Raw genomic sequence first — 15,594 nt, forward strand, 5'->3', positions numbered from 1 at the left:
CACGGTGAAGGCAGCAGTCCTGACGAAGTTCCACGCGCCGCTCGAGGTGCTCGACGTGCATGTGGCGGACCCGGCGCCGGACGAGGTGATCATCCGCACCGTCGCCTCCGGCGTGTGCCACACCGACCGGACCATGCAGCTCGGCGCGCAGCCGCTGACGCTGCCGCTGGTGCTGGGTCACGAGGCTGCCGGCATCGTCGAGCGGGTCGGCTCGGCGGTCACCTACGTCAAGCCCGGTGACCCGGTCGTCACCTGCCCCTCGGCGTTCTGTGGCACCTGCGAGTGGTGCATGCGCGGGCTGCTGCAGCACTGCGACGACAAGCGGCGTGCCCGGCCCGCCGGCCAGCCGCCGCGGCTCACGCTCGACGGCGCCGACGTGGACGCGTTCGTCGGACTGGGCGGCTTCGCCGAGACCATGCTCGTGCACGAGCGGGCGGTGGTGAAGGTCCCGGAGGAGATGCCCCTGGATCGGGCGGCCCTGCTCGGCTGTGCCGTCATCACCGGCATGGGCGGGGTGCTCAACACCGCCCGCGTGCAGCCGGGGCAGACCGTGGCCGTGATCGGTTGCGGGGGAGTGGGTCTCAATGCCGTGCAGGCCGCGCGGTTCGCCGGCGCCTCGCGGATCATCGCCGTGGACCGGCTGCCCGCCAAGCTGGCATTGGCCCGCGAGTTCGGTGCGACCGATGTCGTGGACGCGAGCTCCGCCGACCCGGTCGAGGCGGTGCGCGAGCTCACCGGCGGGGGTGTGGACCACGCGCTGGAGGTGGTCGGCATCCCGACCACGATCGAGCAGGCTTTCGCGATGCTGCGCACGCGCGGCACGGCGACGGTGATCGGCGTCGCCCGCCCCGAGCACCGGATCTCGCTGCCCGCCGTCGAGTTGCTGCTCGAGAAGCGGCTGCAGGGCACCAAGCTCGGCTCGAGCCGCTTCCGGCTCGACATCCCCCTGTACTGCCGGCTCTACCTGGACGGCCGCATCCGGCTCGACGACCTCATGTCGGCCGAGATCGGGCTCGATGGAGTCAATGCCGCCATGGAGGCGCTGGACACGGGCGAGGCGGCTCGTTCGGTCATCACCTTCGCCGGTTGATGCATAAGAAAAGCTGGTAAACCTAATCATGGTTAGCTAAGCTGGCGTCACGCGCAGCGACACGGACGGGATGCACATGCGGACGTACACGGAACTGGTGCCGAACTTCGCCGATCAGGACGACTGGACGGTGGGGACGGTGCTCCGGCACCACGCGGACCGCCGTCCGGAGTCGGTCTTCCTGGACCTGCCGGAGGAGGACCTGACCTTCACTTACGCGCAGACCCTGGAGCAGGCGGAGTCGGTCGCCGACCGACTCGCTGAGGCCGGCGCGCTCGCCGGCGACCGGGTGCTGGTCATGGCGGCGAACTCCTCGCAGTTCCTGCGCACCTGGCTCGGAACGGGGCTCGGCGGCACCGTCGAGGTGCCGATCAACACCGCCTACGAGGGCGTCTTCCTCGAGCACCAGATGGTCACCTCGGCTCCGCGGTGGGCGGTCATCGACGACGTCCAGGCAGCCAAGTTCGTCGCCGTCGGCGAGCCCGCCCGGGTCATCGAGCGCTTCTGGGTGATCGACACCGGCACCCTGGAGCAGGCGCTGCAGACGCTGCGTGACGCCGGGTGGTCGGCCGCGCCGTGGGACGAGCTGGCCGCGGGTGCGCGTCCGGGTGCGGAGTTCGTGAGCCCCCGGCCGCGTGACCTCGCGTCCATCTTCTTCACCTCCGGCACGACCGGCCCGTCCAAGGGGGTGGCGATGCCGCACGCGCAGATGTACTTCTTCGGCCAGGAGGTGGTCTCCCTCCAGCGGCTCACCCCGGACGACGTCTACTTCACCTGCACCCCGCTGTTCCACGGCAACGCCCAGTTCATGGCGGCCTACCCGGCGCTGATCGCCGGCGCCCGGCTGGTCTGCCGGCCGAAGTTCAGCGCGAGCCGCTGGGTCGACCACCTGCGGGAGTCGCGGGTGACGGCCACCAACCTGATCGGCGTGATGATGGACTTCGTCTGGAAGCAGGCGGAGCGGCCGGACGACGCCGACAACGTGCTGCGCACCGTCTTCGCCGCCCCGACGGCGACCTCGATCCTCGAGGGCTTCAAGAAGCGCTTCGGCATCGAGGCGTTCACCGAGGTCTTCGGCCTCACGGAGACCAGCGCGCCGATCCTGTCGCCCTACGGTGAGGACCGGCCGGCCGGCGCCGCCGGACTGCAGGCCGCCGACTGGTTCGACGTCCGGCTGGTCGACCCCGAGACCGACCGTGAGGTCGCGATCGGCGAGGTCGGGGAGCTCGTCGTCCGTCCGAAGAACCCGTGGACCTGCTCGATGGGCTACTTCGGCATGCCGGAGAAGACCGTCGAGGCCTGGCGCAACCTCTGGTTCCACACCGGCGACGCGCTCCGCAAGGACGCCGACGGCTGGTACTACTTCGTCGACCGGTACAAGGACGCGCTGCGCCGCCGGGGCGAGAACATCAGCTCCTACGAGGTGGAGCAGGGGCTGCTCTCGCACCCGTCGGTCGTCGAGTGCGCCGTCATCGCGGTGGCCGCCGACTCCGAGGCCGGCGAGGACGAGGTCATGGCCTACGTCGTCGCGACGGCCCCCGTCGATGCCGCCGAGCTGTGGGACTGGTGCGAGGGGCGCATCCCCAACTTCGCCGTCCCGCGGTTCATCCGGATCGTCGACGAACTGCCCAAGACCCCGTCGGAGAAGGTGCAGAAGGCCCAGCTCCGGGCCCTCGGCATCACCGAGGACACCGCCGACCGGCTCGTCCCGGTCCCGGCCGGCGCGCGCTGAGCCGGCCATGGACTACACCGAGGACCCGCTGCACCGGGAGATCCGCGAGGCCGTCCGGGCCATGTGCAGGGACTTCCCGGACGAGTACTGGATGGAGCACGACACCTCGCACGAGTTCCCCTGGGAGTTCTACGCGGCGGTGCAGAAGGCAGGCTGGCTCGGCCTGACCATCCCCGAGGAGTACGGCGGCGGCGGACTCGGCGTGACCGAGGCGGCGATCGTCGAGCAGGAGATCTCGGCCTCCGGCGCCGGCATGGGCGGCTGCAGTGCCGTGCACATCGGCATCTTCGGCTTCCACCCGATCATCGAGCACGGCTCGGAGTCGCTGAAGCGGCGCTTCCTCCCGCAGGCGGCCAGCGGCGACCTGCACGTCTCCTTCGCCGTCACCGAGCCCGACGCCGGTACGGACACCACGAACATCACCACGACCGCCCGCAAGGTCGACGGCGGCTGGCTGGTCTCCGGCAAGAAGGTGTGGATCACCAAGGCGCAGGAGGCGCAGCGCATGCTGCTGCTCTGCCGCACCAGCCCCCGGGAACCGGGCGCGAAGCGGACCGCCGGCATGACCCTGCTGTTCGCGCCGATCGACCGCGACCGCGTGCAGATCCGGCCGATCCCCAAGATGGGCCGCAACGCCGTCGACACCAACGAGCTGTTCATCGACGGCCTGTTCGTCGCCGACGAGGACGTCGTGGGAGAGGTCGGACACGGCTTCCGCACGATCCTCGGCGGGCTGAACGCCGAGCGGGTGATCGCCTCGAACGCGGCGCTCGGCATCGGCAAGGCGGCGCTGCGCCGGGGCACCGAGTACGCGAAGCAGCGGGAGGTGTTCGGCCGGCCGATCGGCCAGAACCAGGGCATCGCGTTCCAGCTCGCCGAGGCGCGGATCCGGCTCGACGCCGCGGAGCAGGTCGTCCAGAAGGCGGCCTGGATGGTCGACCGCGGACTGCCCTGCGGCCGGGAGGCCAACGCGGCCAAGTTCCTCTGCGCGGAGGCCGGTTTCTACGCCGCCGACGTCGCTCTGCAGGTGCACGGCGGGTTCGGCTACGGCAAGGAGTTCCACGTCGAGCGGTACTTCCGCGAGGCGCGGCTCATGCGGATCGCCCCGATCAGCCAGGAGATGGTCCTCAACTACACCGCCGAGCACGTGCTCGGCCTGCCCCGGAGCTACTGATGGTCCCGTACCGCACCATCCTCTTCGTTCCGGGCCACAAGCCCGCCTGGATCGACAAAGCGCTGGCTGCCGGCGCCGACTGTGTCGTCCTCGACCTCGAGGACTCCGTGCCGGCCGACCTCAAGGCCGGTGCCCGGCAGACCGTGGCCGACTCGATCCGGACCGTCCGCGAGAAGGACCCGCGCGTGGGCGTGTTCGTGCGGGTCAACCCCCTGGACACCAAGCTCACCGGGGCCGACCTGGAAGCCGTCGTCGTCCCCGGGCTGACCGGGGTCTTCGCACCGAAGATCAGCACCGCCACCGACGTTCTGCGCTATGACGCCCTGCTCGACCACTTCGAGGCGCGCAACGGCGTGACCGGCCTGGAGTACATCGTGCCGGTCGAGATGATCGGGGCGATCCACGACGCCCGGGAGATCGCGGCGGCCTCGCCGCGGGTGGGCGCGATGATCGGCCCGACGGCGGAGCACGCGGACATCGCCCGCGCGGTCGGCTACCAGTGGACGCCCGAGGGCCTGGAGACGCTCTACCTGCGCAGCCGGATCCTGCTGGCCTGCCGCGAGGCGGGCATCCACCCGCTCACCGGCCTGTGGGAGAAACTCGACGACCTCGCCGGGCTGAAGGCGTTCGCCGAGCACGGCCGGCAGCTGGGCTTCCGCGGGATGGTCGTCATCCACCCGAGCCACGTGCCGGTGGTCAACGAGGCGTTCAGCCCGACCGCCGACGACGTCGCCTTCCACGAGGGGCTGATCGCCACCTACGAGGAGGCCGCCGCCGCCGGCCACGGCGCCGTCCGCTACCGCGGGGTGCACATCGACAAGGCCCACGTCGACACCGCGCGCGACTGGCTCGAGCTCGCCCGGGCCCTGCCCGGTGCGGCAGGAGGGGAGGGCTGACATGCGCGGCCTCTACTTCGAGGAGTTCGAGGTCGGCCGGGTCTACCGCCACCCGTTCACCCGGACCGTGACCGAGTCGGACAACGTGCTGTTCACGTCGCTGACGATGAACACCCAGCCGCTGCACCTCGACCACGAGTTCGCGAAGACCACCCCGCACGGGCGCCCGCTGTTCAACAGCCTCTTCACCCTCGCCCTCGTCGGTGGCTTCCACGTGCTGGAGCTGACGTTCGGGACGACGCTGGGCAACCTCGGCTACGACTACGTGAAGTTCCCCAACCCGGTCTTCCACGGCGACACCTTGCGCGGCGAGACCACGATCCTCGACAAGCGCGAGAGCCGCAGCCGCACCGACAGCGGCATCGTCTGGTTCGAGCACCGCGGCTACAACCAGCGCGACGAGCTGGTGATGGTCTGCACCCGCGTCGGCCTCATGACCAAGTCCCCCGAGAACGGCGGCAGCATCCCCGCGCTCGCGTCCACCTCCGGCAGTTCCTCCAGCGACGCCGGAACACCCCTCCCGACGGCAGTCCCCGAGAGGCAGAACCCATGACCGACAACGCGCCCCTGACCGGGATCACCGTCCTCGAGCTGGGCACCATGTACGCGGCGCCGACCGCCGGTCGCATGCTCCGTGACTTCGGCGCCCGGGTCATCAAGGTGGAGGACCCGCGCACCGGTGACTTCGCCCGGCAGTGGACCCCCCGCCACGAGGGGCTGTCGATCGGGTTCGCCCGGCTCAACTCCGGCAAGGAGTCGATCGGCATCGACCTGCGGCGCCCCGAGGGGCGCGAGCTCGTCCGCCGGCTGGCCGCCCGCGTCGACGTCGTCGTCGAGTCCTTCCGGCCGGGGCGGCTCGAGGACTGGGGCCTGGGCTACGACGTCCTCTCCGCCGAGAACCCCGGCCTGGTGCTGGTGCGGGTGTCCGGCTTCGGGCAGACCGGTCCGTACCGGGAGCGCCCCGGTTTCGGCACGGTCGCCGAGACCGCCAGCGGGTTCGCCTTCATCAACGGCTGGCCGGACTCGCCGCCGACCTCGCCGCCGTTCGGCTTCGCGGACTCCATCGCCGGTCTCTCGGCCGCCTTCGGCACCATGACCGCTCTGTTCAACCGCGACCGCACCGGTCGGGGCGACGTCGTCGACGTGGCGCTCTACGAGCCGCTGATGTTCATCCTCGGCGACATGGTGCTCAACTACACCGCCAGCGGGCACGTCCAGCAGCGCGTGGGCAACGGCTCGGGCTCGGCGTCGCCCCGGGGCATCTACCAGGCCGCCGACGGCTCGTGGCTGGCCATCGCGGCCTCCAATCAGACGATCGCCATGCGGCTGTTCAAGGCGATGGGGCGGCCGGAGTTCTGCGACGACCCTCGGTACGCGACCAACGTCGCGCGGATGGAGAACAACGACGAGCTGCAGGAGCACGTCAAGGTGTGGGTCGCCGAGCGGCCGCGTGACGAGGTCCTCGCCGACCTCGAGAAGTCCGAGGTCGTCGCCGCGCCGGTGAACGACTCCCGCGACGTCGTCGAGGACCCGCACTTCCTCGATCGGACCCTGGTGGAGATGGCCGGCACCGTGCTCGGGCCGAAGGCGCTCGTGCCCGGACCGGTGCTCCACCTGGGCAGCTACGCGGGGCCGCTCTACGACGGCGTGCCCGAGATCGGGGAGCACACGGAACAGGGCCTCGTCGAGCTGCTGGGCCTGTCGTCGGACGAGCTGGCCGAGCTCGACCGCGCCGGCGTGATCGGCCCGGAGCGGGTGCCGGCATGACCGCCCCCGCGGCCCGGCCCGGGCCGACGCTCGACCTCAGCGGCAGGGTCGCCCTGGTCACCGGCGGCAGCCGGGGGCTGGGCCGGGAGATCGTGCTCGGGCTCGCCCATGCCGGGGCGGACGTCGTCATCGCCAGCCGCGACCTGGAGAGCTGCGAGAAGGCGGCGGCGGAGGTGCGCGAGCAGACCGGCCGCCGGGCCCTGCCGGTGTCGGCGCACGTCGGCCGCTGGGACGCCCTCGACGAGCTCGTCGAGACGGCGTACGGCGAGTTCGGCAAGGTCGACGTCCTGGTGAACAACGCCGGGATGTCACCGCGCTACGACACCGTCGCCGATGTCAGCGAGCTGCTGTTCGACAAGGTGCTCGGGGTCAACCTCAAGGGCCCGTTCCGGTTGGCCGCGCTGATCGGCACCCGGATGGCGGCCGGCGACGGCGGCTCGATCATCAACGTGTCGAGCACCGGGGCCGTGCGGCCGCGGGCCGACATCGTGCCCTACGCCGCGGCCAAGGCCGGGCTGAACGCGATCACCGTCGGCCTGGCGCATGCCTTCGGGCCGACCGTGCGGGTCAACGCCATCATGTGCGGAACCTTCCTCACCGACGTCAGCGCGGCCTGGGACATGGACGCCTTCGGCCGCCGCGCCGCGGGCTTCGCGATGCGCCGGGGCGGGGAGCCGCAGGAGATCGTCGGGACCGCGCTCTACCTGGCCGGCGACTGGTCCTCGTTCACCACCGGATCGGTCATCACCGTCGACGGAGGACAGCCATGATCATCGACGTCCACTGCCATGCCTGGCCCGACGCGATCGCCGAGCGGGCCCTCGGCCCGCGCGTGCCGCAGCTGCCCCGGGTCGGCGACGGGAAGATCTCCACCCTGCCGACGGTGCTGGAGGCCTCCGGCGTCGACCGCGGGGTGCTGCTCGGAATCGCCGACACCGCCAAGTACGTCGACGGCGTCAACCGGTTCGTCGCGCGCAGCCGTGGCGGACGACTGCTGGGCTTCGGCACCGTGCACCCCGACCTGTCCGTCGAGGAGAACCTGGCGTCGCTGCGCAGCAACGGCATCCCCGGGGTCAAGCTGCACTCGTTGTTCCAGGGCTTCGCCTACGACGACCGCCGGGTGTGGGACATCCTCGAGGCGTTCGGCTCCGAGATCGCGGTCATCGCGCACGTCGGCAAGGGCGGCGACGCGGAGAGCAACGAGCGCGCGACACCGAAGATGATCCGCGACATCGTCCGGCAGTTCCGCGACCTGAAGCTGATCGCCTGCCACTTCGGCGGCTACCACCGGCTGGAGGAGGCCGAGGAGGAGGTGCTCGGGGAGAACGTGTACCTCGAGACCTCCTGGCCGCCCACGATGGCCGAGCTCGCGCCCGAGCGGGTGCGCGCCATCATCGACCGGCACGGCGCCGACCGGATCGTCTTCGGCTCGGACTGGCCGATGGCCGACCCCGCGAAGGAGATCGCCGCCATCCGTTCGCTCGGCTACGACGACGAGACCACCGCCGGCATCCTCGGCGGCAACTTCGCCCGGCTGATGGGCATCGCCGAGGGCGAGCCGGCACCCGGTCCGATCGAGGAGGTCTCCCGTGGCTGACGACGTGCTGGTGGACCAGCGGGGCGGCGCCACCTGGATCACCCTCAACCGGCCCGACCGGCGCAACGCGTTCGACCCGGCCATGTCGACGGCGATCGTCGAGGCGATCGAGGGTGCGACCAGTAGCCGGGCGATCGTGATCACCGGGGTGCCCGGCAGCTTCTGCGCCGGCGGTGCGCTGGGCAACCTCGCCGAGCCCGATGTGACGACGATGCGGGGGCTGTACCGCAGCTCCCTGCGGCTCTTCGATGCGATCCGGCAGAGCCCGCGACCGGTGATCGCCGCGGTCAACGGGCCGGCCGCGGGCGGCGGTAACGAGCTGGTGATCGCCTGCGACCTGGCGATCGCGGCCGAGTCGGCGACCTTCGGGCAGACCGGCCCCCGCGTGGGCAGCGCACCGGTCACCGGCGCCACCAACGTGCTCGGCGTCCAGATCGGCGAGAAGCGGGCCAAGGAGATGGCGTTCCTGTGCCGGCGGTACACCGCCGCGCAGGCGCTGGAGCTGGGGCTGGTCAACTCCGTCGTCCCGGACGACGAGCTGGTCGCCGCGGTGGACGCGCTGGTGGCCGAGATCTCCGTGCTCTCGCCGCGCTACCTCGAGATCGCCAAGGTCAGCTCCAACATGTGGTGGAACGCCGCCCGCGACTCGTTCTCGACCGGTCTCGGCATGCTCGTCCAGGCGATCGGAAGCCCCGACATGGCCGAGGGGGCGCAGGCCTTCCTCGAGAAGCGCAGGCCGCAGTTCCCCCCGCCGGACGCGTGACCGGTCTGCTCGACGGCTGCGTCGCCGTCGTCACCGGGGCGGCCAGCGGCATCGGCCGGCGGACGGCGCTGGCCCTCGCCGAGCACGGTGCCCGTGCCGTCGTCGTCGCCGACCTGCGCCCCGAACCCCGGGAGGGCGGCCCGACGACGGTCGACGTGCTGGGAGAGCGGGGCACCGAGTCGGACTTCGTGGCCACCGACGTCCGGCGGCGGGCGGACCTGGCCGCCGCCGTCGGGGCGGCCGACCGCTGGGGCGGGCTGACGGCGATGGTGAACTGCGCCGGCATCTTCCGGCGTGAGGACTTCCTGGAGGTGACCGAGGACGAGTTCGACCTGATGGTCGACGTCAACGTCCGCGGCACCTTCTTCGGCTGCCAGGTGGCGGCCGCCGCCATGGGGCGAGGTGGTTCGATCGTCAACCTGGCCTCGGTCGCCTCGTACCGCGGCTCGGTCGGGCACGCCAGCTACCACGCGTCGAAGGGCGCGGTGCAGTCGCTGACCTATGCGCTCGCCCAGGAGCTCGCACCTCGGGGCATCCGCGTCAACGCGGTCCATCCGGGAGCGGTGGACACGGCCATGATGCGGGTCGACGAGCAGGTGCTCACCCGGCCGGACGTGCGGGCCGCGTTCCCGCTCGGCCGCGCGGCGGAACCCGCCGACGTCGCCGGAGCGGTCGTCTACCTCTGCTCCGATCTCGCCTCCTACGTCTCCGGAGCGTCCCTCACCGTGGACGGCGCCGTCGGGGCACGGGGTTGACCCCCCCGCCTGCGAGGACCGTCCTGCTGGTCATCGACATGCAGACCGGCTTCTGCTCGCCCCACGGCAGCGGTGCCCGGGCGGGACTGGTCCTGGAAGACGTCCCGGACGTCGTCGCCGCGCACGTGCGGTTGCTCGCGGCTGCGCGGGCGGCCGGCGTCCCTGTCGTCTACACCCGCTACGGCTGGCACCTGAACGGCGTGGACGTGGACCCGGCGATCGAGGCGGCCTTCGGCCCCGGTTGCTTCCGCTGGGGGACGGCGGACACCGAGATCTTCCGCGAGCTGGCACCCGGCCCCGAGGACACCGTCATCGACAAGCCGCGCTTCGACTGCTTCCTGTACACGGAGCTGGACCTCGTGCTGCGCCGGCTGGGTGTGGAGGAGCTGCTGCTCACCGGGGTCGCGACCAACGGTTGCGTGGAGACCACCGCCCGCACGGCGACCCAGCTCGGCTACCGCGTCGTCGTTGCGGAGGACGCGACCACGGCGCTCGGTCATCGGCACCGGGCGGCGCTCGACTCGATCGACGGCGCGTTCGGCACGGTGCTGCCCTGGCGGGAGGCGATGGCTCGATGGTGAACGCAGGGGCCCGTCGGTGGCCCGGCCTCATGGCGGGCTATCCGCGACAACCGCAGCCGAGTTACCCGCTCACCGAGGTGGACCTCCTGCGGGCGACCGAGCTGCCCGACATCGTCCCGGCCGACCCCGAGCTGCGGCGCTCCTGGGCCACCGGGCTGGCCACGGACGCGACCGTCTACGGGCTGGCCGCGGTGCTGCAGTACCGGCAGATGTACCGCCACGCGATCGACACGGCCGACTCGACCTACGTCGGCTTCAACCGGCTTCGGCATGACCGGGAGCTCGCCCGTCCGGGATACGCGGCGTTCACCACCGCCAACGTGGACACGCTCTACTCGCACGCGTGGCTGGACCTCTCGGCTGGTCCCGTCGTCATCGACGTCCCGGCCATGGGCACGCGGTACTACACGCTGCACTTCCTCGACGCGTACAGCAACGCCACCAATCTGAGCACCCGGACGCTCGGGCCCGACGGAGGGCGCGTCGCCGTGGTGCCGGCGCGGTGGTCCGGCCCCGAGCAGCTGGACGGCGTCCCGGTGTTCCGGGTTGCCACCCCGTACGTCTGGCTGCTCATGCGGATCCTGGTGCGCGGGGCCGCCGATGCGCCGGCGGTGCACCGGCTCCAGGACGGCGTCCGCCTCACCCCGCCGGCCGTGCGCGATCCAGCCCCCACACCGTTCGTCGTGCCGCCGCCCCCCGACGACGAGCTGGACGGCGCCGCGTTCCTCGCGATCCTCGACGAGGTCCTCCGTCGCAACGGAAGCCCGGTGCAGGAGGACGCGCTCGTGCACCGCTACCGCGGGCTGGGCGTCGGTGCGGACGAGCCCCTGGACCCCGGCGCCTGGGACGACGTGCTGGCCGCGGCCGTGGAAGACGGTTACCGCCTCGGGTTGCGGCTGGCCGCCGGTGTGCGTGCGCAGCGGGGGATGCCCGCTCCGGGTGGCACCGGCTGGCGCACACTGCACTCGGGCTCGTACGGCTTCAACTACCTGCACCGCGCGGCCACCAATCTGGTCGGTCTCGGCGCGACCGTGCGGGAGGAGAACGCGTCGTTCACGACCTTCGTCGACGGTGGGGGAGAGGTCCTTGACGGCGGACGGGGCGGCTACGTCATGTCGCTGGAGCCGCCACCGGTCGACGGGTTCTGGTCGCTCACGGTCTACGACGCCGGCACGCAGGACCTCCATCCCAACCCGCTGGACCGCTACGGGCTCAACGACCAGGATCCCCTGGTCGCGGGGCGGCCGGGACCGGTCGAGGTGCTGCTCGCCGTTGACCGGCCGGAGCCGGGGACCCCCGGGATCTGGGTGCCGGTACCGGCCGGGCCGTTCTACCTGGTGATCCGTGCCTACCTCGCCTGCTCGGAGGTGCTGGCCGGCGAGTGGGCTCCGCCGCCGGTCCGGCGGACCCTCGGCGGCGCTGGGTAGTCAGCGCGGTCCGAGCCGTTCCACCGCCGGCGGCCGCCAGGTGTCGAAGGCCGGGAGATCGGGCGCGAACAGCCGCATCATGAGGTAGAAGGCCCCCTCTGGTGCCGGCAGCCAGTTCGCGGGCTCATCCGGCGGTTCCGGCGAGACGGTGAGCGTCAGGGACCCGTCGGAGCCTCGGAGCAGGCCCGGGGTGCGGTCCCCGACGGCGTACCGGTGCGCGACGTTCGGCACCAGGAAGCCGTGCTCGTCGTACAGCGTCACCGACCAGAAGGCCCGGGCCGGTGGCTCGGCGCCGACGGGGAACCGGACCCCGTACCGGGAGTCGCCCGACAACTGGCGGCCGTCGCCGTCCACATGGGCCACCGGGTAGAGGCCCTCCTCGGGCACGGTCACGTAGATCTGGTCGCGGGTGACCGCGGCTCGCAGCAGGTGGTCCGCACCGAACCGGGGCCCGGTGGGGTTCACCGTCCAACCGTTGACGGTCCGTCCCAGGTCGCGCGCCTTGGCCGCCACGATCCGCCGCCCGTCGGCGAGCCCGCGGAGTACCTGCGCCCGGTCCGCCGGCGACAGGGCGTCGTCGAACCCACCGGCCGGAGTCAGCCCGATACCGGCGAGGGTCTCGAGGAACTCCGCGTCCGGGTACCCGAACACCTCCTCGCGGACCACGGTCCCCAGCTCGCCGAGGAAGGCCAGGCGCGCGTCGAGGGCGTCCGGCGGCGCGAGGGGGCGCTGTGCGGGCACGGGGTTCGGGCCGTCGTCACCGGCGAGGAAGCGGCGGAGCGTCCGCAGCCGGACGCCGTCCTGGAGGGCGTGCACGGCCGCCAGGTCGTCGGGGCGGCCCGGGTCGACCAGCATCCGCCCCGGCAGGTTGAGGTACCGGGTCGTGCTGCGCACACGCGCCAGCCCGTCCGGCACCGGTCCGTCGTAGGACGGACCGGTGATCAGCACGGGCGGCAGCTGCTCCCCGTGCGTCCGCGATCCGAGGGCCACCTCCGACGACGTGTCGGAGTGCGCGAACTGGAAGGCGTAGTAGCGGTCCGGGATGCGAGGGGACTCCAGGACCAGGGGCTCGTGGGCGAGGTCCAGCCAGGCCGAGCAGTACAGGGTGTCGGTACTCACCCCGACCCCCGCGCGGTAGGAGGGATCCGACGGCCGGCGCTGCCGCCCGAGGTTGTTCAGCGGTGCGCCCGGCGACGTGGGGCCCGGGGGGACGAACGGGTCGTCGGGCAGGGTCCGCCGCTGTCGCAGCCGGGCGGCCTCGACGTAGGGGAACCCCCACACGTAGGCGCGCAGGGCCAGGTCGTAGGGCGACGAGGAGTCCGCCGCGAAGACCTCGGCGGTCGACGCAGGCAGCGCCGTCGTCGCACCGCCGAGGTCCGCGGTCACGCGTCGACCAGACCGATGAGCGGGTCCTCGGTGCGCGGGGGGAGGGCGATCGACTTCTTCTCGATGTAGGTCTGCAGCCCCTCGGGACCCATCTCCCGGCCGATGCCCGACTGCTTGTAGCCGCCGAACGGCGTCCCCCAGGCCTGCGGGGCGCCGTTGATGCTGACCATGCCCGTGCGGATCCGCCGCGCCACCCCGAGCGCGACGTCCACGTCGGCGGACCAGACCGAGCCCGACAGCCCATAGGGGGAGTCGTTGGCCAGACCCACGGCGTCGTCGACGTCGTCGTAGGCGATCAGTGCGATGACCGGGCCGAAGATCTCCTCCTGGGCCACGCGCATGGCGTTGGTGACCGAGGCCAGGAGGGTCGGCTCGACGTACCAGCCCTTCCCGACCGACTCCGGGCGATTCCCGCCGGTCGCGATGTCGGCGCCCTCCGCGCGGGCGATGTCGAGGTACCGCTCCACGTTGTCGCGCTGCCCGGAGCTCACCAGCGGGCCGATGAACGTCTCGGGGTCCATCGGGTCGCCGACCTTGAGCGCGGCGATGGCGGCGGCCAGCGCGTCCCGGGCATCGGCCTCGCGCCCGCGCGGGACCAGGACGCGGGACTGCGCGATGCACAGCTGCCCGTTGACGCTCAGCGCCATGGGCAGGATCGCCTTGACCATCGCGTCGATGTCGGCGTCGGGGAGGACGACGGCGGCGGACTTGCCGCCGAGCTCCAGGGTGACGCGGGCCATCCGGTCGGCGCAGATCTTCATGATCATCTTGCCGGTCTCGGTGCTGCCGGTGAACCCGATCTTGTCGACGTCCGGGTGCCGGAGCAGGTGGTCGCCGGCCTCGCGGCCCGACGGCAGGATCGAGAGCACCCCTTCGGGGAGCCCCGCCTCCGCGAGGGCCTCGCCCAGCGCCATGATCGTCAACGGCGTCTCGCGAGAGGGCTTCACCACCACCGAGCAGCCGGCGGCCAGCGCCGGCGCCACCTTGATCGTGGGCGAGCTGAGCGGGCCGTTCCAGGGGGTGATCGCAGCGACCACCCCCACCGGCTCCTCGACCACGATGCTCGTGTTGGCACCGTCGCTGCGGACGTCGTCGAAGTTGCGGCCGGTGATCAGGTCGGCGTAGTAACGCAGGTGACGGATCGGATTGGGCACGTGCGCGCGCTCGGAGAACCACAGCGGGCAGCCGAGCTCGGCCGTGAGCAGCCGCGCCAGCTCCGGCAGCCGCTTCTCCAGCCGGTCGGCGGCGTCGCGCAGTACCGCGCCGCGCTCGTCCGGCGTGCGGTCCCGCCACACCCCGGAGTCGAACGTCTCCCGGGCCAGGCCGATCGCGCGGTCCATATCGTCGATGGAGGCCAGTTGCACCCGCGCGACGGGTTCGAGCCCGGCAGGGTTGACGACGTCGATCTCCTGGCCGCCGGTGGCGGACTGCCAGCGTCCGCCGAGCCACAGTTGCTGGGTGTTCATGCCGTTACCTCGTTCGTCGGGTGGGTGGGGGGTGCGAGAAGTGCGCGCAGGTCGGACGTGATGAGGGGAACGACGGCGGCCGCCGACTCCACGCGGGCGGTGAAGCGGAGGAAGCCGTGGACCAGACCCCGCAGGCGGTGCAGCCGCACCGGGACGCCGGCCCGGGTGAGCGCGTCGGCGTAGGCCAGCTCCTCGTCCCGCAGGGGATCGAGGCCGGCGACCACGAGCACCGCCGGCGGCAGCCCGGCCAGGGTGCCGGCACGCAGCGGGGAGGCGCGGGGGTCGGTGCGGGCCGCGACGTCGGGCAGGTAGTGGTCCCAGAACCAGACCATCTCCGCGCGGCCCATCCCGGCGACCTCGCCGTGGTACGAGGGCCGGTCGAGGTCGGCGTCCAGCACGGGGTACACGAGCAACTGCGCGGCCAGCGCAGGCCCGCTCTCGTCGCGGGCCCGCAGCGCGCAGGCCGCGGCCAGCGCACCACCGGCGCTGTCGCCGGCGATCGCCAACGGTCCGCCGTCGGCCAGCTCGTCGGCCGCCCAGCGCAACGCCGCCCAGGCGTCCTCCAGCGGTGCGGGGAACGGGTGCTCGGGCGCCAGCCGGTAGTCCAGGGACAGCACCGTGCAGCCGGCCTCCGCGGCGAGGTGCCGGCACAGCGCGTCGCTGTGCTCCAGGTCGCCGGTCACCCAGCCGCCGCCGTGCAGGTAGACCAGCGTGGCCACCGGCGCACCGCCGGGCGCGGGGTACAGCCGCGCGGGCACCGGTCCGGCCCCGCCGGGCACGGGAAGGTCGCGGACGCCGGCCAACTCGGGGCCGGGGGCCATCAGCCCGTCGCCGGCGCTGATGCGTGCCCTGGCCTCCTCGGGGGTCAGCGCGGTCAGCGGCGGCGCGCCCGCGGCTGCCGCCGCGCCGAGCAGCGCGGCGAACTGCGGGTCGAGCGACCGGGGGAGCGTGTCGGTCACG

At 72.4% G+C, this 15,594-nt stretch carries 15 protein-coding genes; 12 read left to right on the top strand and 3 right to left on the bottom strand.

The features are described from left to right. Positions 1-4: 4 nt before the first annotated feature. From AC2H4J_RS20575 to AC2H4J_RS20630, 12 genes are all read left to right on the top strand, one after another. Positions 5-1,090 carry a Zn-dependent alcohol dehydrogenase gene (locus AC2H4J_RS20575; protein ID WP_487466773.1) on the top strand — a complete coding sequence of 362 codons (1,086 nt, stop codon included), beginning with the start codon at positions 5-7 and terminating at the stop codon, positions 1,088-1,090. Positions 1,091-1,166: 76 nt separating this feature from the next. Next, complete coding sequence (locus AC2H4J_RS20580; RefSeq protein ID WP_487466774.1) at positions 1,167-2,822, top strand: AMP-binding protein; 1,656 nt, start codon at positions 1,167-1,169, stop codon at positions 2,820-2,822. A gap of 7 nt (positions 2,823-2,829) precedes the next feature. Next, the gene (locus AC2H4J_RS20585) at positions 2,830-3,996 is read left to right on the top strand and encodes an acyl-CoA dehydrogenase family protein (protein ID WP_487466775.1); all 1,167 of its coding nucleotides are present in this window, start codon (positions 2,830-2,832) and stop codon (positions 3,994-3,996) included. After that, complete coding sequence (locus AC2H4J_RS20590) at positions 3,996-4,892, top strand: HpcH/HpaI aldolase/citrate lyase family protein (protein ID WP_487466776.1); 897 nt, start codon at positions 3,996-3,998, stop codon at positions 4,890-4,892. The genes AC2H4J_RS20585 and AC2H4J_RS20590 overlap by 1 nt, the downstream gene beginning before the upstream one ends. A gap of 1 nt (position 4,893) precedes the next feature. Then, positions 4,894-5,445, top strand: coding sequence for a MaoC family dehydratase (locus AC2H4J_RS20595; RefSeq protein WP_487466777.1), 552 nt, complete (start codon positions 4,894-4,896; stop codon positions 5,443-5,445). Further along, positions 5,442-6,659, top strand: coding sequence for a CaiB/BaiF CoA transferase family protein (locus AC2H4J_RS20600; protein ID WP_487466778.1), 1,218 nt, complete (start codon positions 5,442-5,444; stop codon positions 6,657-6,659). Before AC2H4J_RS20595 ends, AC2H4J_RS20600 begins: the two co-directional genes overlap by 4 nt. Continuing rightward, a complete protein-coding gene (locus tag AC2H4J_RS20605) occupies positions 6,656-7,429 on the top strand; it encodes an SDR family NAD(P)-dependent oxidoreductase (protein WP_487466779.1) in 774 nt (257 codons plus the stop codon). The genes AC2H4J_RS20600 and AC2H4J_RS20605 overlap by 4 nt, the downstream gene beginning before the upstream one ends. Beyond that, a complete protein-coding gene (locus tag AC2H4J_RS20610) occupies positions 7,426-8,256 on the top strand; it encodes an amidohydrolase family protein (RefSeq protein ID WP_487466780.1) in 831 nt (276 codons plus the stop codon). Before AC2H4J_RS20605 ends, AC2H4J_RS20610 begins: the two co-directional genes overlap by 4 nt. Further along, positions 8,249-9,019, top strand: a complete 771-nt coding sequence (locus tag AC2H4J_RS20615) for an enoyl-CoA hydratase/isomerase family protein (RefSeq protein ID WP_487466781.1) — start codon at positions 8,249-8,251, stop codon at positions 9,017-9,019. Before AC2H4J_RS20610 ends, AC2H4J_RS20615 begins: the two co-directional genes overlap by 8 nt. Next, positions 9,016-9,774, top strand: a complete 759-nt coding sequence (locus AC2H4J_RS20620) for an SDR family NAD(P)-dependent oxidoreductase (RefSeq protein ID WP_487466782.1) — start codon at positions 9,016-9,018, stop codon at positions 9,772-9,774. The genes AC2H4J_RS20615 and AC2H4J_RS20620 overlap by 4 nt, the downstream gene beginning before the upstream one ends. Beyond that, positions 9,771-10,355 (top strand): cysteine hydrolase family protein, encoded by a 585-nt coding sequence (locus AC2H4J_RS20625; RefSeq protein WP_487466783.1) that lies wholly within the window; start codon positions 9,771-9,773, stop codon positions 10,353-10,355. Before AC2H4J_RS20620 ends, AC2H4J_RS20625 begins: the two co-directional genes overlap by 4 nt. Further along, on the top strand, positions 10,349-11,782 hold the full coding sequence (locus AC2H4J_RS20630; protein WP_487466784.1) for a DUF1254 domain-containing protein: 1,434 nt from the start codon (positions 10,349-10,351) through the stop codon (positions 11,780-11,782). Before AC2H4J_RS20625 ends, AC2H4J_RS20630 begins: the two co-directional genes overlap by 7 nt. Here the strand turns inward: AC2H4J_RS20630 and AC2H4J_RS20635 are convergent, their stop codons facing one another. The 3 genes from AC2H4J_RS20635 to AC2H4J_RS20645 are packed head-to-tail and all read right to left on the bottom strand — an operon-like array spanning position 11,783 to position 15,593. Then, a complete protein-coding gene (locus AC2H4J_RS20635; protein WP_487466785.1) occupies positions 11,783-13,168 on the bottom strand; it encodes a DUF1254 domain-containing protein in 1,386 nt (461 codons plus the stop codon). Continuing rightward, positions 13,165-14,634: an aldehyde dehydrogenase gene (locus AC2H4J_RS20640; protein ID WP_487466786.1), complete on the bottom strand. Its 1,470-nt coding sequence runs from the start codon at positions 14,632-14,634 to the stop codon at positions 13,165-13,167. Before AC2H4J_RS20640 ends, AC2H4J_RS20635 begins: the two co-directional genes overlap by 4 nt. Further along, positions 14,631-15,593, bottom strand: a complete 963-nt coding sequence (locus tag AC2H4J_RS20645) for an alpha/beta hydrolase (RefSeq protein WP_487466787.1) — start codon at positions 15,591-15,593, stop codon at positions 14,631-14,633. Before AC2H4J_RS20645 ends, AC2H4J_RS20640 begins: the two co-directional genes overlap by 4 nt. Between the last annotated feature and the right edge of the window lies 1 nt (position 15,594).

This window comes from Blastococcus sp. OS1-29, from assembly GCF_057628075.1.